The 22,268-nt window shown below is 44.2% G+C and carries 15 protein-coding genes; 5 read left to right on the top strand and 10 right to left on the bottom strand.

What is annotated here, in order from left to right:
* Positions 1–173: 173 nt before the first annotated feature.
* The 3 genes from ACYQ28_RS09355 (at position 174) to ACYQ28_RS09365 (ending at position 5,073) form a co-directional block, all read left to right on the top strand.
* Positions 174–1,544, top strand: coding sequence for a hypothetical protein (locus ACYQ28_RS09355; protein ID WP_460049512.1), 1,371 nt, complete (start codon positions 174–176; stop codon positions 1,542–1,544).
* Positions 1,545–1,589: 45 nt separating this feature from the next.
* Entirely contained in the window at positions 1,590–3,848 is a 2,259-nt protein-coding gene (locus ACYQ28_RS09360; RefSeq protein ID WP_460049511.1) for a LodA/GoxA family CTQ-dependent oxidase, read from the top strand.
* 91 nt (positions 3,849–3,939) lie between these two features.
* Positions 3,940–5,073, top strand: coding sequence for a tryptophan 7-halogenase (locus ACYQ28_RS09365; RefSeq protein ID WP_460049510.1), 1,134 nt, complete (start codon positions 3,940–3,942; stop codon positions 5,071–5,073).
* On the opposite strand, the gene ACYQ28_RS09370 is transcribed toward ACYQ28_RS09365, so the two are convergent.
* The 6 genes from ACYQ28_RS09370 to rpsL all read right to left on the bottom strand — a co-directional run bounded on the left by ACYQ28_RS09370 (position 5,054) and on the right by rpsL (position 12,306).
* Positions 5,054–5,824, bottom strand: a complete 771-nt coding sequence (locus tag ACYQ28_RS09370) for a hypothetical protein (RefSeq protein ID WP_460049509.1) — start codon at positions 5,822–5,824, stop codon at positions 5,054–5,056. The two genes, ACYQ28_RS09365 and ACYQ28_RS09370, sit on opposite strands and share 20 nt — an antisense overlap.
* A 233-nt stretch (positions 5,825–6,057) precedes the next feature.
* Positions 6,058–6,657, bottom strand: coding sequence for a hypothetical protein (locus tag ACYQ28_RS09375; RefSeq protein ID WP_460049508.1), 600 nt, complete (start codon positions 6,655–6,657; stop codon positions 6,058–6,060).
* Positions 6,658–7,151: 494 nt separating this feature from the next.
* Positions 7,152–8,375: an elongation factor Tu gene (tuf, locus tag ACYQ28_RS09380; protein ID WP_460049507.1), complete on the bottom strand. Its 1,224-nt coding sequence runs from the start codon at positions 8,373–8,375 to the stop codon at positions 7,152–7,154.
* A 52-nt stretch (positions 8,376–8,427) separates the two neighbouring features.
* A complete protein-coding gene (gene fusA, locus ACYQ28_RS09385; protein ID WP_460049506.1) occupies positions 8,428–10,536 on the bottom strand; it encodes an elongation factor G in 2,109 nt (702 codons plus the stop codon).
* Positions 10,537–11,332: 796 nt separating this feature from the next.
* Positions 11,333–11,803 carry a 30S ribosomal protein S7 gene (gene rpsG / locus ACYQ28_RS09390; RefSeq protein ID WP_460049505.1) on the bottom strand — a complete coding sequence of 157 codons (471 nt, stop codon included), beginning with the start codon at positions 11,801–11,803 and terminating at the stop codon, positions 11,333–11,335.
* 131 nt (positions 11,804–11,934) lie between these two features.
* On the bottom strand, positions 11,935–12,306 hold the full coding sequence (gene rpsL, locus ACYQ28_RS09395; RefSeq protein WP_460049504.1) for a 30S ribosomal protein S12: 372 nt from the start codon (positions 12,304–12,306) through the stop codon (positions 11,935–11,937).
* A gap of 393 nt (positions 12,307–12,699) precedes the next feature.
* Between rpsL and ACYQ28_RS09400 the strand changes: the two genes are divergently transcribed.
* Positions 12,700–13,995, top strand: coding sequence for a M14 family zinc carboxypeptidase (locus ACYQ28_RS09400; protein ID WP_460049503.1), 1,296 nt, complete (start codon positions 12,700–12,702; stop codon positions 13,993–13,995).
* A gap of 65 nt (positions 13,996–14,060) precedes the next feature.
* On the opposite strand, the gene ACYQ28_RS09405 is transcribed toward ACYQ28_RS09400, so the two are convergent.
* The 3 genes from ACYQ28_RS09405 to ACYQ28_RS09415 all read right to left on the bottom strand — a co-directional run bounded on the left by ACYQ28_RS09405 (position 14,061) and on the right by ACYQ28_RS09415 (position 16,523).
* Positions 14,061–14,546 (bottom strand): hypothetical protein, encoded by a 486-nt coding sequence (locus tag ACYQ28_RS09405; protein ID WP_460049502.1) that lies wholly within the window; start codon positions 14,544–14,546, stop codon positions 14,061–14,063.
* 9 nt (positions 14,547–14,555) lie between these two features.
* Complete coding sequence (locus tag ACYQ28_RS09410; protein WP_460049501.1) at positions 14,556–15,419, bottom strand: L,D-transpeptidase family protein; 864 nt, start codon at positions 15,417–15,419, stop codon at positions 14,556–14,558.
* Between the two features lie 228 nt (positions 15,420–15,647).
* Positions 15,648–16,523: a LysR family transcriptional regulator gene (locus ACYQ28_RS09415; RefSeq protein WP_460049500.1), complete on the bottom strand. Its 876-nt coding sequence runs from the start codon at positions 16,521–16,523 to the stop codon at positions 15,648–15,650.
* Positions 16,524–16,646: 123 nt separating this feature from the next.
* Here ACYQ28_RS09415 and ACYQ28_RS09420 point away from each other — a divergent pair, with 123 nt between their 5' ends.
* A complete protein-coding gene (locus ACYQ28_RS09420) occupies positions 16,647–17,855 on the top strand; it encodes an MFS transporter (RefSeq protein ID WP_460049499.1) in 1,209 nt (402 codons plus the stop codon).
* An 88-nt stretch (positions 17,856–17,943) separates the two neighbouring features.
* Here ACYQ28_RS09420 and rpoC read toward each other — a convergent pair whose 3' ends face one another.
* Positions 17,944–22,167, bottom strand: coding sequence for a DNA-directed RNA polymerase subunit beta' (gene rpoC / locus ACYQ28_RS09425; protein ID WP_460049498.1), 4,224 nt, complete (start codon positions 22,165–22,167; stop codon positions 17,944–17,946).
* Positions 22,168–22,268 lie beyond the last annotated feature (101 nt).

Below are 22,268 nucleotides of genomic sequence, written 5' to 3' on the forward strand. Positions count from 1 at the left end.
ATTTCTAAGGCCTGAGAATTATCGCCAGCTGAATTAGAAATTCAGAGACACCGTATTAAAAACACGTTGCCGCTTGCAAGGCTTCGTCCAAAACCAGATTTTAAACAACATCTGTAAAAATGAATAAATACACTACCAACCAAGGTAAATAACAATACTCTCAGGAGAGCAAGATGAATTTATCACGAAGCAGTGCAATAACTTGCATTGCAATCAGTGCATTATTCTCCACACCCAGCCTATCCGATACCAATCAAAAAAGCATTAAAGGCTCTGATTGCTTTGCACCCAGCTCCTGGTTTCCGGTAACAGAAACGACCGAACCTTCCCCCCAAGGTAATTTTAATAGCAATTGCGCCTTTCACTTATGGTCTTGGCAGGCTTTTTTATGGTTAACAGAAGTAGAAGAAAATGGATTATTGAGATTTGTTAACTTCCCAACAAAAGAAGCTGTATTTAACGATGACCTTAGCAATAGCACAGGTTTGAATTTAAAGGTTCGTACCGCCAAGTCTACCGGCATTGAAACTGAAACACCTTTAAATGAAATAAATCAAGCAGGTACCGGCGGAGTTTTAGTTGATCACAATGGTCGAGCGATTTATTTCTCTCAACATTTCAACCCGCAAATGACAGCAAGAATTATTGCCTCAGATTGGAATTCTCCAGAAGAACTTAACAGTCTTGATCCGAATGCCGTCGATCATAACGGTCGATTAATTAATATTTTTCGTGAAGGAGACATAGAATTAAAAGCTGCCTGGAAAATTGTTGCTCCTGGAGAAGACACTGCTGGATTTTTTACTCAGCCCGCCACCATACAAAAATTAAAAAATAGAAATGGCAAAATAATAACGTCAAACCGAACAGAAAAAGTAACAGTGGCGTTGGTAGGCTTGCACGTTGTTGGTTGGATTGAGGGTCACACCGAAGCCGTCTGGGCAAGCTTTGAACATGTTAAAAACGCACCAGATTATCAAGTCAACCAAGGTTACAAATCGGCTGTTAGCAATCAAAACTTCACCTTTTATACCGCCAACACCACACCACAAGATTGCAACCAAAACTCGGTAGACAGCTTAACGCTAAATGAAAAAACCCAGATCTTATCGCCCATTACTCAAGTGTGCCGACAATATCCTTCTGGCGAAGTAGCAGGATCAACCTCCGATAATGTTACGGCGATTAACACATTAAATACGTCAGTTTGGCAGCAAGCTCAAGCCACCGACATGGTTCAGAATTATTTTGAAGTTGGCGCTATTTGGCAAACTTCAAATTCAGAGTTTTTAGATCAAAACCCTTTACCGCTGAACAGTACCTTGCAAACAAACATTCTAGGCTCACCGCTATTATCAAACGCGACCATAGAAACCTTCACGCAGAACGTACAGAGCCTAAATAACTGTTTTTCGTGTCACAACACCACACAATTCCAGCCTGAAGATCCACGCATTAAACCCATGCAAGCAAGTCGATTGAGTGTTAGTCATTTAATTAAAGAAGCTTATATAGCGAACCAACCAAAAACCACCAAAGATTAATCCATGGCGATACAGACACTTTGATTTAAAAATCAGGAGACTATTATGTCCAACACAGTATTACGTATTCATCCAGCCATTGGTATGTCTCGGGTTGGTAACAGTGACGAATATATATTATCGCCAGAGACGGCAGCTGGTGTAACCGATGTGAACGGCCAAACCGGCGGACTCGCAATTAATCCCACAACCAATGCGTTGATTAATGACACCGACCTACGCGACGCAAACGGTGCTTTAAAAAGACAAGCTCAACGTTACCGAATTTATCAGTATCTATCACCCGAGAGCGCGCAATCTTATCCGTATCAAGGTGAAGTTGCTGAAATTGTTATTGGCAGCGCACTGAACAATTCCGTGGTAAAAGACATTGTCTGGCAGGTGCATTTAGCCAATAAAAAGGCCAACTGGTGTATTATTCCAGAACAGGGGCCAACCACCAAACAAGGTAAACCCACCGGTGAAACCAGCGGTTTAAACGCCTATGGCAATGGCGGCATGCCCTATCCACGCAATCCCGATTTCGGCAGCCAGAAGCCTTCTGAAGGCCCAGATAACACATCCAGTAATACTTGGCCTTCAACAATTCCCGCTCAAGAATGCTTGAATGTTCTATCAGACAATAAACGCCTTACCGAACTGGTTGTTGATGCTGGTCCAAGAACCATTAAAGGTACCGATAGTGCACGCATAAATTTTGATGCAAGCACAACACCATCGTTCTACCAACCGGCGTCCGGCACTTGTGCAGGATCTATTGTGGCTCTGCCCAATTATCCGGTCTCTTTTCCGAATATGCATTTTAATAAACTCAATATTCCCTCAGGCACCGATGTTACACAATTGGGCGCTTTAGAAACCGACTGCCAAGGTCGCTTAATCGTCATCGGCGGACAAGGTGCCGCATGCGGACTATTCAAAGACGACAAAACACCGTACCCACTTGGCAATGATATCGACAACGATGGTTGGTTTGACGACACCGCCGATGGTCCGGTACAAGCTATTATTTTGCTTGAAAATGGCGATGAAATTGTTTTGGAAAATACCGCTTGGGCAGTATCGACCGATCCCTCATACGCGCCGCAAATTAGAAATGTAATTACCGTATGGGACGAAGTTTACGATACTTGGATCAGAAAATTAGGACTGGATACCAACATCTACAACGGCACAGAAAACGAATCAGCACCAACTAATTTTGTCACCAGTTACAAACCATCTTTCGATGACGATATTTTACCGCTGTTTAGTGCCGCACATTTGTCACAGTTTATTGGTGCATTAAATCAAACCGCAATCGGTGCTCATGCTCGATTAAATAATGTAAGTGCAGACGATAATCCATCGGATTATTTACAGGTACAAACCTTTATTAGAAGCCCCTACGCCAGCGACGATGAATTGGATATTGGTGCACCAAGAATGCCATTGGCATTAGGCGATACAGGAGCCTCTTTTTTAACACTAACACGTACGCAGTTCTTTTTTATGAATCAATGGTTTAATAAAAATTACAGCGCCAACGTAGAAAAACCCTTAACAGCTGGAGAGCAAATCGATAAAAATGTTCTTGCCAATTGTTTAGGGGGCCGATTCAGTCCCGGAATCGATTTAACATTTATTGTTCGAGACGTGAATCTGTATAACACCAACTGGACTCAGGCGGATATAGGCCCATTTCGAATTAATTACACACCCTTAAATTACAGCCAAGCCAGTAAAACAAATCCATTTTTAAGCATTGGTTATGTACCCCTAAATTCAAACCATCACAATGTGGAACCCGGCGATCTCTGTAAATTTATGTCGCTACCTTGGCATACCGATTACAACTCATGCGCAACACATTTACCCTCACCCAATCCCGGCAGTAATTACGATACCTTAACCGAAGACGATATGCTGACTAACATCAATATCACCACATTTTGGTCGTGGCCCGCGCAGCGTCCGGTATCTATTTATAATTACGACGACTTCAAAAATAATGGCTACAACTTAGCGCGCATTAATCAACGATATTCCGTTAGAGGTGAAGGCACACAAGCCATTGCCGGTCCCGATGGATCAATTTCTCCGGTACAAAGCGTTGGTCGTTATCAAGAAAGAGTTAATATTGTGCGCAAATGGCCAGAAATAGGTACTGTTGTGCAATCTAAAAATATCAACGGCTATGAATCTGACAAACCGAAAGATATTTTCTTAGAAGTTGCGAGCCAATTGGATAACTCCGGTAATAAGGTCGCAACTTGGCCGCAGCAACTCACTGATCAAGTACAAGTTATTAGCGATAAAGATTGATTTTTTCTCTTTGCTTTTAATTGATCAACTTTTTAGGTGCTGTAATTACAGCACCTACATTAAAACACCGCACACCATTAAATTATTTATTATGAAAAATAAAACATTAGATGTTGTTATTATTGGCGGCGGACCGGCAGGTACTAGCGCGGCAATAAAGTTAAAACAGCTGGGTGTTGAAAACGTTTTACTCTTAGAATCGACAAACTACAGCACGATTCGCATGGGCGAAAGCTTACCGGCTGAAGCTAAAATAGTGTTTGAAAAGCTGGGAATTTTAAATAACTTTTTGCAAGAACATCACTCACCCTGTTTGGGTAACTGCTCTGCTTGGGGAAGTGATCAGCTAGGGTTTAACGATGGCTTTTTTAACATCTCTGGCACTGGCTGGCATCTAGATAGAAATCGTTTTGACTCTTTTATTTTAAATGAGGCCCAAAAAATAGGCGCTCGGTGCTTACTTGACAGCCAGTTTATCAATGCTTATCAAGAAAAAAATTACCTTGTTGTTAAATACAAAAACACAAATGGTGAGTTAAAGACGATTAACACTCGCTATGCAATTGATGCTTCCGGTAAAAGGTCACTCTTAGCCAAAACCTTCAACATTAAATCCCACTATGTTGATCGATTAGTTACCATCGCCGGAAGATTTCAACCCATTAACAATAGTCAATTTTCACAGTTAACGCTCTTAGAATCGCAACCTCAAGGTTGGTGGTATGCTGCTAAATTACCAAATAACTCAATAATCGCTTCAGTGACAACCGATGCAGAAACACTCAAGCTGTCCGACTTTAAAAACCCAGATACCTGGATAAAACAACTCAATCAAACCAAACATTTATCACAGCAATTAAAACACTTTGAGTTCGATTTAAAATCTTTACAAGCTTACGCCACACCGTCTTTTAAACTCGCGAAAATATCGGGCAATAATTGGCTTGCGGTTGGCGACGCGGCGATGACCTTCGACACAATCACATCGCAAGGTATCATGAAAGGTTTGTTGTCGGGCAGTTTAGCAGCGAAGGCAATCGCTAAAAATATTAACGGCGAAACCAGGGATTTATCTCTCTACGAATCAACGCTGAATGTTGCATTTGATAACTTTATAGAACTACGTAAGAACTTATATCGTAGCGAACAGCGCTGGTTAAGCAGTCCATTTTGGTTAAACAGAGAGCGAATTCACACTCAACTTTCTAACCAGCTGGCAAGTTAGAATTACTATAAAAATCTGAATTTATGTGACGATAATAATTAAACTCAAAGCTCTTATTATTTTCTATTTTTTCAGGATCAAACCATAACCACGCTTTTAATAAACCGGCTAATTCTCCTACAACGATCTTCGCCGATTGGCTTTCCTGCCACCAACCCTCTAATTTACTTTGCACACCAAGTGCCGAATAGACGCCAAACTGTGTATTTTTTTCTGTATGATTTGACGCGTATTTAAATGCTGTTTGATATAAATACCGCGTTCGATATCCATGAGCGTAGCCAGAATACACATTAACTACTGAAAAATCGTAATTATTTCTAACTAGCCAGTCTCGCACTAAAACCGCTGAATAATAAGTACGATCAACCTTCGCATAAGGCGCTGGCAGCGCTACAACATGTTTCGCGTCAATTCCGGATGCAATCAAATACTGCTTAGTACGCTCGGCAAATGACTTTTCATCGATATTATAAAAGCTTTCTTCTATGCCACCTCCGGTAGTGACAATTAGCTCATAATTTTTTCGCTTAATATCAGCGGTAACCTTGCTTAGCATGGCGGGCTGGAGCCAACCTTCGACAACGGCTATACGCGCGTCTTTTAAATCATTAGGACTTAAAAATATTGCGAGATTTTTGCCGATAAGAAAACAAATTACTGTAAGTACGATAAGCGACAACAACATTGTCGCGAAGGAAGGCAAAGGCAAATATCGAGGTTTTAGCCAAAAATTTAGAAATGATTTCATCGATATCCTTTCGATTAAATTAGAGAAATACTTTAGGAATCCTTGATTAACTCATCCATGATTTAATCAGACGGAAGAAATTGAAAATACGATTTCCAATTTCTTCACAATTTCAATCACTTACCGTTCTTGAAATTGGCAACACATCCATGTGCCGCTGGAAACTCTGGGTTAATCAGAGTTTCCTTTAATTAAAACTCTTTATTTATCGCTCTTTACTTAAAGATTTAGCATTACCTGCCAGAGTAAAAATATTTTACTCTAAGTTTAACAAGCTCTTTTTCCATCTCCGGATCAAAATCCGACTGACGCTGTTCAATTAAATAATGCCAAGGGTATTCGGAATTTTTCTCTTTTAATTTCTCTACGTATTCAGAGAGCTTAGCAACAGGTTTTGCTGGCGAGCCAGCGACTATCGTATCGGGCGGAACATCTCTGGAAACCACTGCACCGGCAGCAATAATCGCATTTGGCCCAATGGTAACCCCCGGTAAAATAATAGCGCCGTGACCGACAAACACATTATCTTTAAACTCAACCTTACCCACTTTATCAAGCTTTAAACCAAAGGCGCGATTAATCATATTGACCGAACCATCGTGACCGAACACACAACAATTCGATAAACGCACATTATTCCCCATACTCACATAGGCAGGGTCAGAAATATTGGCATAGGTAGGAATCGAGCAATTTTCACCAATATGATAAAAACCACCCCATTTTTTAAGAAACTCAGCGTACTCTAAGCTATCGGGTTTACAGAGCTTTAAATACCAAGAACGGAGTTTTCCGGTTTTAAACGCAAGCTTTCTAACAATCTTTTTCAACATAACCACAACTCTTAAACCGCCTTTAATCGAAGCTTTCGTTTATTAGATTGTGGATAAGCTTAACAGAGAAGTGTTATTAAGATCGATGCATAAACCGAGAGCGGAAACCTGAGTAAATTAACAAAAGGTTTGTAATCAGAGCAAAAAAGCCCGCATATGCGGGCTTTTTGAATCATTGAGAGTTGTAACTATTACTCGATAATTTTAGCAACAACACCGGCATTAACGACCATCATGAATGGTGGAAGTCCAGGTTTTGCCAGAAGCAAAAACCTGTCGGTACGGCCACGTTAACTCCGGGCATCCATGCCCTCCGCCCTTTGGGCACCCTTACGGGTGTTCAAAATTGCTCCTGCAATTTTGTCACGGAGAGCAATCCGCTCAGATGGCCGTACTAATGACGTTGTAGCAGCTATGTCGATTACAATTTCGGGCATCCTGCCCTTCACCCCTTCGGGGTCAGCCTCCGGCTGCTCTAATTTGATCCAGTCAAATTACTCGATAATTTTAGCAACAACACCGGCACCAACGGTACGGCCACCTTCGCGGATTGCGAAGCGTAGACCTTCGTCCATCGCGATTGGGCAGATTAGGGTAACGGTCATTTGAATGTTGTCACCTGGCATTACCATTTCTACGCCTTCTGGAAGCTCGCAAGCGCCCGTTACGTCGGTAGTACGGAAGTAGAATTGTGGACGGTAGCCTTTGAAGAATGGCGTGTGACGACCACCTTCATCTTTTGACAATACGTACACTTCGCCTTCGAACTTGGTGTGCGGAGTGATTGAACCTGGTTTCGCCAATACTTGGCCACGCTCAACTTCTTCACGCTTGGTACCACGTAGAAGAACACCAACGTTCTCACCTGCACGACCTTCGTCTAGCAGCTTGCGGAACATCTCTACACCGGTACAGGTGGTTTTGATGGTGTCTTTGATACCAATAATGGCAACTTCTTCACCCACTTTCACGATGCCGCGCTCAACACGACCGGTAACAACGGTACCACGGCCTTGGATTGAGAATACGTCTTCGATTGGCATAATGAATGCGCCGTCGATCGCACGCTCTGGCTCAGGAATGTATGAGTCTAGAGTTTCAACCAGTTTCTTAACGGCTGAGGTACCAAGGCTGTCGGTGTCTTCGCCATTAAGAGCCATCAATGCAGAACCGGCAATGATTGGGGTGTCGTCGCCTGGGAATTCGTAAGTGTCTAGAAGCTCACGCAATTCCATTTCAACCAATTCCAACATTTCGTTGTATTCTTCGGTACCGAAGCCGCCACAGTCTTCTGCAAGAAGGTCTGCTTTGTTTAGGAATACCACGATGTAAGGTACACCTACTTGGCGAGACAACAAGATGTGCTCACGAGTTTGTGGCATTGGACCGTCGGTTGCGCCACAAACAAGGATAGCGCCATCCATTTGTGCCGCACCGGTAATCATGTTTTTAACGTAGTCGGCGTGCCCTGGGCAGTCAACGTGCGCGTAGTGACGGTTTGGAGAATCGTATTCAACGTGTGAAGTTGCGATGGTGATACCGCGCTCACGTTCTTCTGGAGCATTATCGATACCGTCGAAAGCAACAGCGGTACCGCCCCATACTTCTGCACATACGCGTGTCAAAGCTGCTGTCAAAGTGGTTTTACCATGGTCAACGTGACCGATGGTGCCCACGTTTACGTGGGGTTTACTACGTTCAAATGTCGCCTTAGCCACTGGGAATATCCTCTATCTTTTAGCTAGTTAATTTAAAAATGTGTGGCTTTAATCAGCCAGTTGTGTTTTTAGCAACAATTTCGTCAGAGACATTTTTTGGAGCTTCTGCATACTTCGAGAATTCCATAGTAAATGTCGCACGACCTTGAGTTGCCGAACGCAGGTCAGTCGCATAGCCAAACATTTCTGCCAGTGGCACTTCAGCTTTTACAACTTTACCTGAGGGATTTTCTTCCATACTTAAAATCATGCCGCGACGTCGGTTAAGGTCACCGACTACGTCACCCATGTTTTCTTCCGGTGTAACAACTTCTACGTCCATGATGGGCTCAAGAAGCACTGCGCCACCAAATTTAGCGAGATCTTTGGTCGCCATAGATGCAGCGATTTTAAACGCCATTTCGCTGGAATCGACATCGTGGTAAGAACCGTCGTACACAGTTGCTTTTAACCCCAACAATGGATAGCCAGCAAGTACACCGTTGCGAATCTGTTCGGAAATACCTTTTTCAACTGCCGGGATGTATTCTTTAGGAACCACACCACCAACAATTTCGTTAACAAATTCTAGACCTTCTGCACCTTCGTCTTCAGCCGGTTCGAATCGAATCCAAACGTGACCAAACTGACCACGACCGCCAGATTGACGAACAAACTTGCCTTCAATTTCACAAGTATTGGTAATACGCTCGCGATACGCTACCTGAGGTTTACCAATATTTGCTTCAACACTGAATTCACGGCGCATACGATCAACAATGATATCGAGATGTAATTCACCCATACCAGAAATGATGGTTTGTCCGGTTTCTTCATCAGTGTTAACACGGAATGAAGGATCTTCTTGAGCAAGTTTGCCCAATGCCACACCCATTTTTTCTTGGTCGGCTTTGGTTCTTGGCTCAACAGCAACAGAAATTACGGGTTCTGGGAACTCCATACGCTCAAGAACAATTTTGCTGTTCTCGGCACAAAGGGTATCACCGGTAGTTACGTCTTTAAGACCAATTGCAGCGGCAATATCACCGGCTAATACTTCTTTGATTTCTTCGCGTGAGTTCGCATGCATTTGCACCATACGACCAATGCGCTCGCGCTTGCCTTTTACAGAATTGTAAACCGCAGAGCCGCTTTCTAACTTACCCGAGTACACTCGGAAGAACGTTAAGGTACCAACAAACGGGTCGGTAGCAATTTTAAAAGCAAGTGCTGCAAAGGGTGCGTTGTCGTCGGCTTCGCGAGTTTCAACGTCTTCGCTATCTTCGCGATGACCTTCAATGGCTTTAACTTCTGTGGGTGACGGCAAGTACTCTACAACGGCGTCAAGCATGGCTTGCACACCTTTGTTTTTAAACGCCGAGCCACCAATAACCGGTACAATTTCATTCGCCAAAGTACGAGCACGAATTCCGGCTTTAATTTCTTCTTCCGAAAGCTCTTCGCCTTCTAAGTATTTATTCATTAACGCATCGTTGGATTCAGCGGCAGCTTCAACCAATTCTTCGCGCATAGACTGACATTCATCGAGTATTTCTTCCGGGATTTCACCGTACTCGAAGGTCATGCCCATATCTGCTTCGTTCCAGAGAATGGACTTCATTTTAACGAGGTCAACAACGCCTTTGAATTCGTCCTCGGCGCCGATGGTCATTTGCAAGGGCACTGGAGTCGCCCCCAAACGCGATTTTAATTGATCAACCACACTTCGGAAGTTAGCACCGGCGCGATCCATTTTATTCACAAAGACAATGCGCGGAACTTCGTATTTGTTGGCTTGACGCCAAACAGTTTCAGTTTGTGGTTGCACACCCGAAGAGCCACACAAAACCACAACGGCCCCATCTAATACTCGTAAAGAGCGTTCTACTTCGATGGTGAAATCAACGTGTCCGGGTGTATCAATAATATTAATTCGGTGCTGATCGAACTGTTGCTGCATTCCAGCCCAGAAACAAGTTGTCGCAGCTGAAGTAATGGTGATACCTCGCTCCTGCTCCTGTTCCATCCAGTCCATGGTGGCTGCACCATCGTGCACCTCACCAATCTTATGAGACATACCTGTATAGAAGAGTACGCGTTCTGTGGTTGTAGTCTTACCTGCATCCACATGGGCACAAATTCCTATATTACGATAGCGTGCAATCGGCGTTTTACGAGCCACTGGCTACCTCCTCTAAAATATTTATGTTCTTATAAACCACAAAAGGCAGCGAGTATCGCTGCCTTTTCTAAAACCATGTGAACGTGGAGTCATTAAGAAGGCGTATTAATTACGCAAAAAGTACTTATGTCATTTATACGCAGCCATTAAACTGCTTTCACTACTTAATACCGTCACAGGTGTTCTCGCCAAACTTTCTCAGGCTAGAAAGAATCATAGATATATGCGAAGCCTGAACTTCGCGATGCTTGACGAGCTGAATACTAACCAAAACTAAAGGGTGCGAAATTTTAAGCACTCGTCCATAGAGCGTCAAGCCATATTCTAAGAGGAATTTCAAGTCTGACACGGGTTTGGCGTAATTTGATGGAAAATTACAGGATCACTTAGCGTGAAAAAAACAAGTTCTTACAAATACAAAATCTGCTCACTGAAACTCAACGATTGTCGCGCCAAGTTGTCAGCCTTTAGCATGTTTTGGCTCAGGTGTTGATCAACAATTTTACTGAGCACTCATCCTAATACTTAATTTGCCTCCCTACCGCCAGCTTACTCAGGGTTCCGAATACGTTTAGCTCGACGCAATATAGGAAAATAGTTGTTAACCGGTAGGTTCTGAAAAGGTCTGAACTAATTCTTTTCAATAAAAAGAAAACGTCAAAACAAGCGATGAATATTTTCTAAGAAATCGCTTTGTGAATGGATGAGGAAACACCATGCAATCGATCAGTGAAGCATAAAAAAAAGGCAGCTTAACGCTGCCTTTTTTAGCTCTAGTTTAACAATGACATTAAACTTAGAAGCGGTAGTGCGAGAACGCTTTGTTCGCTTCGGCCATACGGTGAACGTCTTCACGCTTCTTAACCGCAGAGCCTTTGCTTTGTGATGCGTCAACGATTTCACCAGCTAAACGCTGAACCATTGACTTCTCACCACGACCACGAGCGTATTCAACCAACCAACGCATTGCTAACGCATTACGACGAGCTGGACGAACATCAACAGGGACTTGGTAAGTAGCACCACCAACACGGCGTGACTTAACTTCTACCAACGGTGCAACATTTTCGAGTGCTTCTTCGAAAATTTCTAGCGGATTCTTGTTAAGCTTTTGCTCAACGATATCCAACGCACCGTATACGATTCGCTCTGCAACAGCTTTTTTGCCGCTGACCATCACGATATTCATAAATTTCGCCAAAGTAACATTGCCGTACTTAGGATCTGGCAATACTTCACGCTTGGCGACTACGCGTCTTCTTGGCATTTTTAGCCTCTCTTCAGGGATTTCTAAGACAACGCTCTCACAACTTATTTCTGCATTCGCCGACGTACACTATGAGCGCGCTTAGCCTTACTCGGTTCAACCGAAAAAACAGAGTGTTTCCACTCAAGCAATTACTTAGGTCGCTTGGTACCGTACTTAGAACGGCCTTGCTTACGATTATTAACACCTGATGTATCAAGTGCGCCGCGAACGGTGTGGTAACGCACACCCGGCAAATCTTTTACACGTCCACCACGAATCAAAACCACGCTATGCTCTTGAAGGTTATGGCCTTCACCGCCGATGTATGAGGAAACCTCAAAACCGTTGGTTAAACGAACACGGCACACTTTACGAAGTGCTGAGTTAGGTTTTTTCGGGGTAGTCGTATAAACGCGAGTACAAACGCCACGCCGTTGTGGACAGGCTTCTAGCGCACGAACGTCGCTTGCAACTGCTTTACGTTTTCTCGGCTTACGAACCAACTGGTTGATCGTTGCCATGAAAAATAACTCCAAATAAATGAACGCTTTGATTAGAAGCGTATAGTCTTTAGGCCCAATTTTTTGTATTTATTGACCTTTTTGTAAGGCCCACAAAAAATGGGTGCGCAATTATATTGATCTACTGTTCGCATTTCAAGCAAAGCAACGAGATATTTCTAAAATATTTCTAGATGCCTTTGAATACCGAATATTAATGAGCCAAGCCCTTCTCTTGGCATCGGCTAATCGAACTGCTTTCTTCGAAAAAACACACAGTGCGCTCGCAAATTTTCATCAAAGGTGTTCCACTTTGCAGGAATGCTTTTCAAAGTCATTGGATCTGAGTTTAAACTGTCAATCATTCCGATTAATTGCTGTGACTACCGCTCACGATTCATTAAGCTTGTTCAAATGCTCTCGAAGATAAATCTCACTAAAACATCTGTTACTCGCTCACTGTTACGACCACTAAGACGTGTCGCCGCCCTTTCGGCTCTTCTTGCTTTGACGGCTTGTTTCAGCACCGAACCACAAATTGAACCTAATAAACACGCTCAACCGCCCGTCGAAGACACCGATGTAGGTGTTATCACCAATCCAACAGTTGATGAAAAATCCTCTGAATCCAGTAATCCAACGGAAATCCAAGCTCACTTAGACACGGCGAATTTTGAAGACTCCGAGGTATCTGCAATAGAAGAATCGGATCATGCGGCTAACCAATCAGCCCCTCTCACTAGCGAGCAGAGCAAGGCAATTGAGCCTGTTGATGATGTTTCGAGTATCGAAGAAAGCGACATAAAAACCGGTAACACAGGCATTGCAAGCCAAGCGCAAGATTCAACCTCTGCGGTACTCAACAATTCTTTGAATACGGAGCATGAACAAGAAGTTACAAAGCCAACCTCAAATGGTTCGGTGGAATTTCTCTGTGAAGAGATCGGTAAAAAGCTCGGCAGTGTCAGCATAGGGGACTGCCTAGACGTCGGCCTTATCGATTCTGGCGGTCGTTCACGGGAAAATCGTGCGATTGTCTTCAAAAACTTTGACTCAATTCCCGAGCAAACCTCTTTAGGAAAGGTTCTCTTGATGGGGGGCATTCATGGCGATGAATACTCATCGGTATCAATTGTCTTTAAATGGCTTTCAACGCTAGATAAACATCATTCAGGACTGTTTGAGTGGACGGTAGTCCCCTTGTTAAATCCAGACGGATTGTTAATGGCGCAATCGCAACGCCAAAACAGCGCCGGTGTGGATTTGAATCGAAATTTTCCCACTCCCGATTGGTCGTCGGATGCGCACGATTATTGGCGCAATCGCACCTACGAAAATCCCAGACGTTATCCCGGCCCCGAAGCAGCAAGTGAACCCGAAACACGCTGGTTTATGGAGCAGATCGAATTAATAAATCCAGACGCGATTGTTGCGGTTCACGCGCCACATCGATTGGTCGATTACGACGGCCCACAAAAACCACCGCATAAATTGGGCAAGCTGTATTTTCAGGAGTTGGGAATCTACCCCGGATCTCTCGGTAATTACGCCGGTGTCAGCAAAAATATTCCCGTGGTTACCATCGAACTGGCCTCCGCCGGAATTATGCCTTCGGATTCGGAAATATCGGCGATGTGGACCGACTTGGTTCAGTGGTTAAAAACCGAAGTGCCAAAACAACGCTTGGCGAGAAGTGAAGAATCTCAATAAGGCCAATACTGAGATTCCATCAAAAAGAACGGGCATTAAGAAATATTGGAGACGCTTAAAGATTATTAAGAGTCGGATTGATTTTCGATGGCATGAATTGCAGTACGAGTCATCGAATGACCCAATTCTAATCGTGCGCCAAAACTAAGCTGCAATCGCGCACAAATCACAAAGCAAAGAACAATTCCGATAATAGGTATGAATTCAATACCGTTTGAATTTTTCGTAAAAAGTAATAATACACACACGCAGTATATGCCAAGGCCAATTGCGTAATAAAATTTGGCAGAAAGACAAATCACTTGTTTATTAAGCGTTTTAATTACCATCGCCCAGAGATAAAACACTGTGTAAATAGACGCAACGTTTGCGGATAAAAGTAGAAGAAAATCGCTATTTAAAACAGAAAAAAAGTCGCCCCCGGCGAATACGTCGCTCAGTCTTATCAACCATTCAAAACCGTTGAAAATTGAGGCTAACACCAGCGCGCAGGTTATTGGCGCTAGCACCACAAAGGTTAACAGCAGTAGAAGTGGCCGTAGATAAATCACGAATTATGTTTAACCACCGGCTTCATAAATAATTTTCCAGCCATTTTGCTCTTCTTTCCACAGCTGTTTTTTCCAGCCGTTGGATTTGTAATCATTACTTTTGTAGCTTTGGTAAAACTCAACCATCACTAGGTTATCAACACCGGGATATTCAAAAATTGCGAGGTCAGAAATTCCGATATTAATGAATTTCTTTTTACCATTAACGCGTTTTTTATAGGTGTCCCAAGCAGCTTTGTCGTAATCGAAATTATTAAATTCGGTGCTGTAAAAATCGAGATATTGTTTATGACTGAGCGATTCCCAAGAACTTTTCCAAGCCATCAACTGATTTGTTAATAATTCACGCTTTTGAGAAATCACGGAAGGATCAACACGTTGGTTACTATCGGTCATAACTATGCGTGTTCGACCGACGTCCAAATAGGGTTTTAATACGTCGATTTGTTCGTTGTTAATTACTAGGCAACCATCGCTGTCAAGTGGCGGTCGACTGGTTACACCTTCGGGCATGGCGTGCAGCCATATTCCACTGCCGGTACGGTTTTGCAACCGATCCCAAACGTTGGGGTAATCCACCGGATAAGCTGCTCGACCGTAAAAGGCATCGAGCTGGTTGTCATTTAAGAAACTCGTAATTCGGTACACACCAACTGGTGTCTTTTTGTCGCCTTCGATTTGTTTACCAAAACCCGCTTTACCAATAGACATCGGAAATTCGAGTACTAAATCTAGAGAGTTACCGGTGTTTTCGAACAACTGTAGGGTACCGTCGGTTAGCGCAGCAACCAGTATGTATTTATCTCGCTCGGATAAATCGATAACCGCCGATGGCCATAAATGCTTTTGAGCAACCTCGGGAGAATGCAACATTGCCAACTCGGTTTCAGAGTAGGAAAAGTTCGAAAAACAAAAACAGCTAAAACACAAAAAAGCGATTATTTTTTTTAACTTAATCAACAAAATCGAAAATCCACGTCGGCGTTTAAGCAAAAAATGGTTAAAATTAATGCGTTAATTCTATAGCGAGTGATGTTAAAACAACACGGCCAATTGGTTATTTTAGCGAGATGAGGCAACAACACTGATAAATACTTTTTATTACAGCGTAGAATTTTCCAGAATAAAGTCTACAAACGCTTGATTGGCTTTTGAGAGATAACCGTCTTTACGCCAGGCAATACACAACTCCAGCATGATAGGCGGTTCGAATGATAGAGTTCTTAGATCGGGATCGTTTTCAACCGCCATCTTCAGTAGCGTCGAAATACCAAATCCTTGCTTCACAATTGCGCGAATCAACGGCAACAAGTTGGTCTCAAAGCTTATTTTAGGTTCGATACCAGCACGCTCGGCGATTTGATCCAATATCCTGCGGTGAAAATAACCGGGTCTGAAAATCACCAGTTCTTCTGAAAAAAACTCTTCGGCGTTAACAGTGGGTTTTTCCGCAAAGGGATGCTCTGACCCCACCACAACGAGCATTTCTTCTCTTAGAATGGGTCTTGCCTCTAAGCTTGAGGGAATATCTCCAGACTCAATGATCGCAAGATCTAACTCGCCACGCTCTAGCATTTGTTGAAGCTGCCAGGCACCACCTTCGTGAACCGACAGATTCAAACTGGGGTAGCGATGTTTAAAGGCCATGATCAGTGGTGGGAAGTGATAAGAGCCCAGCATGCTTGGTGTTCCCAACTGTACAACGCCTTTTTCTAAACCACGTAACTCTGCCATTTCCAATTCGGCGTCGGCCATAGTTTGCAGAATCTTCTGGGCTTGCTCGTACAAACGACTACCTTCATCGGTAAGCGTGATTTGTCGATCTCGACGGTGAAACAGCATTAATCCTAAGTCTTGCTCTAGACGCTTAATGGCCATACTCACCGCTGGCTGGGCAATCTTCAAGGATTCAGCTGCGCGGGTGAAGCTTTGCAGCTTGGCAACTTCGTGAAAATATTTAAGAGCTTTGTAATCCACAACAACGTCCAAATGGTGCTTCTTAGCATCAATAAAAATTATGAGTTAGATACTACATATATATTTTTATTATTCATAGCCTGGATTTAGCATTGTTTTATATCTGTACGTATCGAGTTGATTATGATTTCTTATGGCTCTGCAAGTTGGTGGAAAATCACTCTAGCGCTGTGCTTGGGTTCGTTTATGATTTTCTCAAATCTTTATGTCACCCAGCCTCTGTTACCTACCCTCGCTGCTGAATTTTCGGTCAGCCCACTTCAGGCCAGCTACACATTAACCATCAGCACCTTGACCCTAGGAATTGCGTTAATTTTTTATGGCTCGATTTCTGACGCGATTGGACGACGCGCACTCATTCTTCTGAGCATGTGTGGTGTTGTAGCCGTTGGTTTTGCCTTGTCGTTTGTGAGCGACTACAGCACGCTGCTTATTTTAAGAGCTTTGCAGGGTATTTTATTAGCTGGCCTTCCTGCCATTGCAGTTGCCTATATGGCAGACGAATTTACGCCCGAAGCACTGATGTCTGCGGTAGGTTTGTATATTGCCGCCAACTCTTTAGGGGGAATCTCTGGTCGCTTGATTAGCGGAATTACCGCCGAGCAACTCGGCTGGGAAAAATCGTTTCTGGTGGTGGCGATATTAAGCGCCGTACTCACTTTGGTTGTGTTTGTACTGCTGCCAAAACAACAATACTTTCTACCCAGAAGTCTCAACTTTAACGAAATTGCCAAAAGCATGGTCGGCCATCTTGGTAATCGCAAATTAATTCCGGCCTATCTTTTGGGTGGTTTGAATTTTTTCGCCTTCGTTAATCAATACAGCTATATCACCTTTGTATTAGAAGCTGAACCTTATTCGCTCACCCCTAAGTTTCTTGGTTTGCTGTTTTTAACCTATTTAACCGGAACATTAGGCTCTACGTTTTCTGGGAAATTCGGTAAAAAATTTGGTCAGCCACAATGCATGATGGCAGGATCAATCATTCTTATTTTTGGCACTTTGGTTACCTTGTTCGACTCTTTAATACTGATCGTATTGGGCTTTTTTATAAATGCTTTCGGATTCTTCTTGGCACATTCAAGTGCCAGCAGTTGGGTAAGTCGCAATGCACAACATTCCAAAGGTGCGGCCAGCTCTTTATATTTGCTGTTCTATTATGTTGGGGCCAGTACCGGCGGTATTTATTTGAGTTATTTCTGGGAATGGCGGTTCTGGGAAGGCGTTGTCTTTGGTTCTATACTCGTTTTTATTACAACTTTCGCTCTCGCCTTGTACTTAAAAAAACCTTCGTCTCGTCACACTGAAGAGGCAAACCTACAAAAGGCCTAACTCATTCGCGGATCAAACCTGCTATTGAGCAAACGGCAAGCATAAAAAAAGCCTCCCAAGGGAGGCTTTTTTCTTGAAGTAATTAATCTTAGCTTGCGCTAGATTTAAGAGCTTCGGTAAGTGCCGCTTCAACTTCTGCTGCACTTGGCCCTTCTACTTCAACGGTTTCTTTGGCGCGCTTACGACGACGATCATCGTGATAAGCAAGGCCGGTACCGGCTGGGATCAAACGACCCACAACAACGTTTTCTTTCAGACCACGTAAAGTATCGACTTTACCAGTAACCGCCGCTTCGGTAAGAACACGAGTGGTTTCCTGGAACGACGCAGCTGAAATAAACGATTCAGTAGCCAATGATGCTTTAGTGATACCCAGCAATTGACGCTCGTAGGTTGCAGGCTGCAAACCTTCGGCACGTAAACGCTCGTTCTCTTCAAGCACCGCGGTGTATTCGACTTGTTCGCCCTTCACGAATGAAGAGTCGCCCATTTCGAGAATTTCAACTTTACGCAACATTTGACGAACAATGGTCTCAATGTGCTTATCGTTGATTTTTACACCTTGTAAACGGTAAACGTCTTGAATCTCTGCGGTGATGTAGCGAGCTAACATCTCCACACCTTGAAGACGAAGAATGTCGTGCGGGTTACTTGGGCCGTCGGAAACAACCTCACCCTTAGCCACACTCTCACCTTCGAACACAGTCAATTGACGGTGTTTTGGAATCAACTCTTCGTAGTGTGTCTCACCATTTGGCAGAACTTGACCATCTTTTGGTGTGATGATCAGGCGACGCTTGCCTTTTGTTTCTTTACCAAACGAAATCGTACCGCTGATTTCTGCAAGAATTGACGGCTCTTTTGGCTTACGGGCTTCGAACAAGTCAGCAACTCGTGGAAGACCACCGGTAATATCCTTAGTACCACCAGATTCTTGAGGAATACGCGCGATTACATCACCCGCTTTAACGACCTCATTATCATTCATGCTCAACAAGGCCTTTGGTGGCAACATGTAATGAGCTGGCTGATTAGAGTTCGGTAATAAAACTTCGTTACCTTGTGCGTCGTAAAGCGTAATGGCTGGTTTCAAATCTTTACCTGCCGCAGGACGCTCTGCTGGGTCTAGAACTTCGATAGAAGTCAAACCAGTAAGATCGTCTGTTTGGCGACGGATTGAAAGACCATCTTCCATGCCCGAAAATCTTGCTGTACCACCCACTTCAGTAATAATTGGGTGCGTATGCGGATCCCATTTCGCTACGATCTGACCGCCATTAACTTTATTGCCATCAGATACAGTAATGTTGGCGCCGTATGGAATCTTATAGCGCTCACGCTCACGGCCATTGGCATCTGCAACAGCAAGTTCACCGGAACGAGAAGCCGCTACCAGTACGCCGTCTTCACGCTCAACCACCTTCACATTGTGTAGACGAACAGTACCTTCTTGCTTAACTTGAATACTGTCGGCCGCAGACGCACGGCTCGCCGCACCACCGATGTGGAAAGTACGCATGGTAAGCTGAGTACCAGGCTCACCAATAGACTGTGCCGCAATAACACCCACGGATTCGCCTTTGTTAGCACGGTGACCACGAGCCAAATCACGGCCGTAACACTGAGCACAAATACCATGACGAGTTTCACAGGTAATTGGCGAGCGAACCAAAATTTCGTCGATACCAAGCTCTTCGATGCGAACGATCCACGCTTCGTCCATCATGGTACCCGCTGGAATCAATATCTCGTCGGCGCCTTCACGCAATACATCCTGCGCAACTACACGACCGAGAATACGATCACCCAGAGATTCAATAATGTCACCACCTTCGATCACCGGAGACATGGTCAAGCCATTGTCTGTACCACAGTCGACCTCGGTAATTACCACGTCTTGCGCAACGTCCACCAAACGACGAGTTAGATAACCCGAGTTCGCAGTTTTCAATGCGGTGTCCGCAAGACCTTTACGCGCACCGTGGGTTGAGATGAAGTACTGACCAACGTTCAAACCTTCACGGAAGTTTGCGGTAATCGGCGTCTCGATGATCGAGCCGTCAGGCTTGGCCATCAAACCACGCATACCCGCAAGCTGGCGAATCTGCGCCGGGCTACCACGAGCACCGGAATCGGCGTACATGTAAACTGAGTTAAATGACGCTTGTTGTTCTTCAACACCATCGCGGTTGATAACGGTTTCTTTAGAAATACCTTCCATCATCGATTTCGCAACCAAGTCGTTGGCGCGAGACCAAATATCGATAACCTTGTTGTATTTCTCACCTTGAGTTACCAAACCAGAAGCGTATTGCGCTTCAATTTCAGCAACTTCAGATTCGGCCTTACCTACAATGATGGCCTTCTCAGCAGGAATTTCGAAATCGTTTACACCGATAGATGAACCTGAACGCGTTGAGTACGCATAACCGGTGTACATCAATTTGTCGGCGAAAATAACACTCGCTTTCAAACCAACAGCGCGGTAACAGTGGTTAATCAAACCAGAAATGGCTTTTTTAACCATTGAGCGGTTAACAGACTCAAATGGCATACCTTCTGGAACGATTTCCCAAAGAAGTACACGACCAACGGTGGTATCAGCGATGAATGTTGTGTATTCCTTTTCGCCATCTTCGCGAATGGACGCTTCTGTGATACGGCACTTAATGCGCGCTTGCAAATCTACTTTGCCAGCGTTGTAAGCACGGTTCACTTCTGAAGCATCGGCGAAGATCATGCCTTCACCTTCGGCGTTAATACGCTCACGCGACATCCAGTAAAGACCCAATACCACGTCCTGAGATGGAACGATGATCGGCTCACCAGAGGCAGGCGATAAGATGTTGTTGGTTGACATCATTAAAGCACGAGCTTCAAGCTGAGCTTCGATAGTCAATGGAACGTGCACCGCCATCTGGTCACCGTCGAAGTCGGCGTTGTACGCCGCACAAACCAACGGGTGAAGCTGAATGGCCTTACCTTCAATCAATACAGGTTCAAACGCTTGAATACCCAAACGGTGAAGGGTTGGAGCACGGTTAAGTAAAACGGGATGCTCGCGAATAACGTCGTCTAGGATATCCCAAACCACTGGTTCTTCACGCTCGACCATTTTTTTAGCGGCTTTAATGGTGGTCGCTAAACCACGCAATTCAAGCTTGCTGAAAATAAACGGTTTGAACAGTTCCAACGCCATTTTCTTAGGCAAACCACATTGATGCAGTTTTAACGTTGGACCGGTCACAATCACCGAACGACCCGAGTAGTCAACGCGCTTACCCAAAAGGTTTTGACGGAAACGACCTTGCTTACCTTTGATCATATCTGCCAAAGATTTTAGAGGACGCTTGTTAGAACCGGTAATCGCACGACCACGACGACCGTTATCAAGTAACGCATCAACAGATTCTTGAAGCATACGCTTCTCATTACGCACAATAATATCTGGCGCATTTAAGTCGAGAAGACGCTTCAAACGGTTGTTACGGTTGATAACGCGACGGTATAAATCGTTGAGGTCAGACGTTGCGAAGCGACCACCTTCAAGTGGCACCAAAGGACGCAAATCTGGCGGCAATACTGGTAGAGCTTCCAACACCATCCACTCAGGCTTGTTACCTGAGTTGTAGAAAGCCTCTAACAATTTCAAGCGCTTAGAAAGCTTCTTAACTTTGGTTTCAGAGTTGGTGGTTGGAATCTCTTCACGCAACGTTTGCACTTCTTGCTCGATGTCGATATCGCGCATGAGTTCCTGAATTGCTTCAGCACCCATCTTCGCGTCGAACTCGTCACCGAACTCTTCCATCGCTTCGAAGTATTGCTCGTCGGTCAACAGCTGACCACGCTCAAGGGTGGTCATACCTGGATCGGTTACGACATATGATTCAAAGTACAAAACGCGCTCGATGTTACGCAAAGTCATATCAAGCAACAAACCGATACGACTTGGTAGCGATTTTAAGAACCAAATATGCGCAACAGGACTGGCAAGCTCGATGTGACCCATACGCTCACGACGAACTTTTGCCAAGGTAACTTCAACGCCGCATTTTTCGCAGATAATGCCGCGGTGTTTCATGCGCTTGTATTTGCCACACAAGCATTCGTAATCTTTTACTGGGCCGAAAATCTTCGCACAGAACAAGCCTTCGCGTTCTGGTTTGAAAGTTCGGTAGTTGATGGTCTCTGGCTTTTTCACTTCGCCAAACGACCAAGACCGGATCATGTCTGGCGACGCCAAACCGATGCGAATCGAGTCAAATTCTTCACTTTGACCCTGGGACTTAAGTAAATTGAGTAAGTCTTTCAAGTTTTCCTCCAGCGCGTCCGCGAGTTACGCTTTTTGCACCTGTTACAAGCTGATGCTTGTCGCTCGTGGTGGAGGCGAACCTCCACCTGGGAACCCAGTTA

Source organism: Sessilibacter sp. MAH1 (assembly GCF_054658315.1).

Coding starts and splice junctions, on each gene's coding strand:
- ACYQ28_RS09355 (WP_460049512.1), top strand. CDS start 174: ATGAATTTATCACGAAGCAGTGCAATAACTTGCATTGCAATCAGTGCA.
- ACYQ28_RS09360 (WP_460049511.1), top strand. CDS start 1,590: ATGTCCAACACAGTATTACGTATTCATCCAGCCATTGGTATGTCTCGG.
- ACYQ28_RS09365 (WP_460049510.1), top strand. CDS start 3,940: ATGAAAAATAAAACATTAGATGTTGTTATTATTGGCGGCGGACCGGCA.
- ACYQ28_RS09370 (WP_460049509.1), bottom strand. CDS start 5,824: ATGAAATCATTTCTAAATTTTTGGCTAAAACCTCGATATTTGCCTTTG.
- ACYQ28_RS09375 (WP_460049508.1), bottom strand. CDS start 6,657: ATGTTGAAAAAGATTGTTAGAAAGCTTGCGTTTAAAACCGGAAAACTC.
- rpsG (WP_460049505.1), bottom strand. CDS start 11,803: ATGCCAAGAAGACGCGTAGTCGCCAAGCGTGAAGTATTGCCAGATCCT.
- rpsL (WP_460049504.1), bottom strand. CDS start 12,306: ATGGCAACGATCAACCAGTTGGTTCGTAAGCCGAGAAAACGTAAAGCA.
- ACYQ28_RS09400 (WP_460049503.1), top strand. CDS start 12,700: ATGCTCTCGAAGATAAATCTCACTAAAACATCTGTTACTCGCTCACTG.
- ACYQ28_RS09410 (WP_460049501.1), bottom strand. CDS start 15,419: ATGTTGCATTCTCCCGAGGTTGCTCAAAAGCATTTATGGCCATCGGCG.
- ACYQ28_RS09420 (WP_460049499.1), top strand. CDS start 16,647: ATGATTTCTTATGGCTCTGCAAGTTGGTGGAAAATCACTCTAGCGCTG.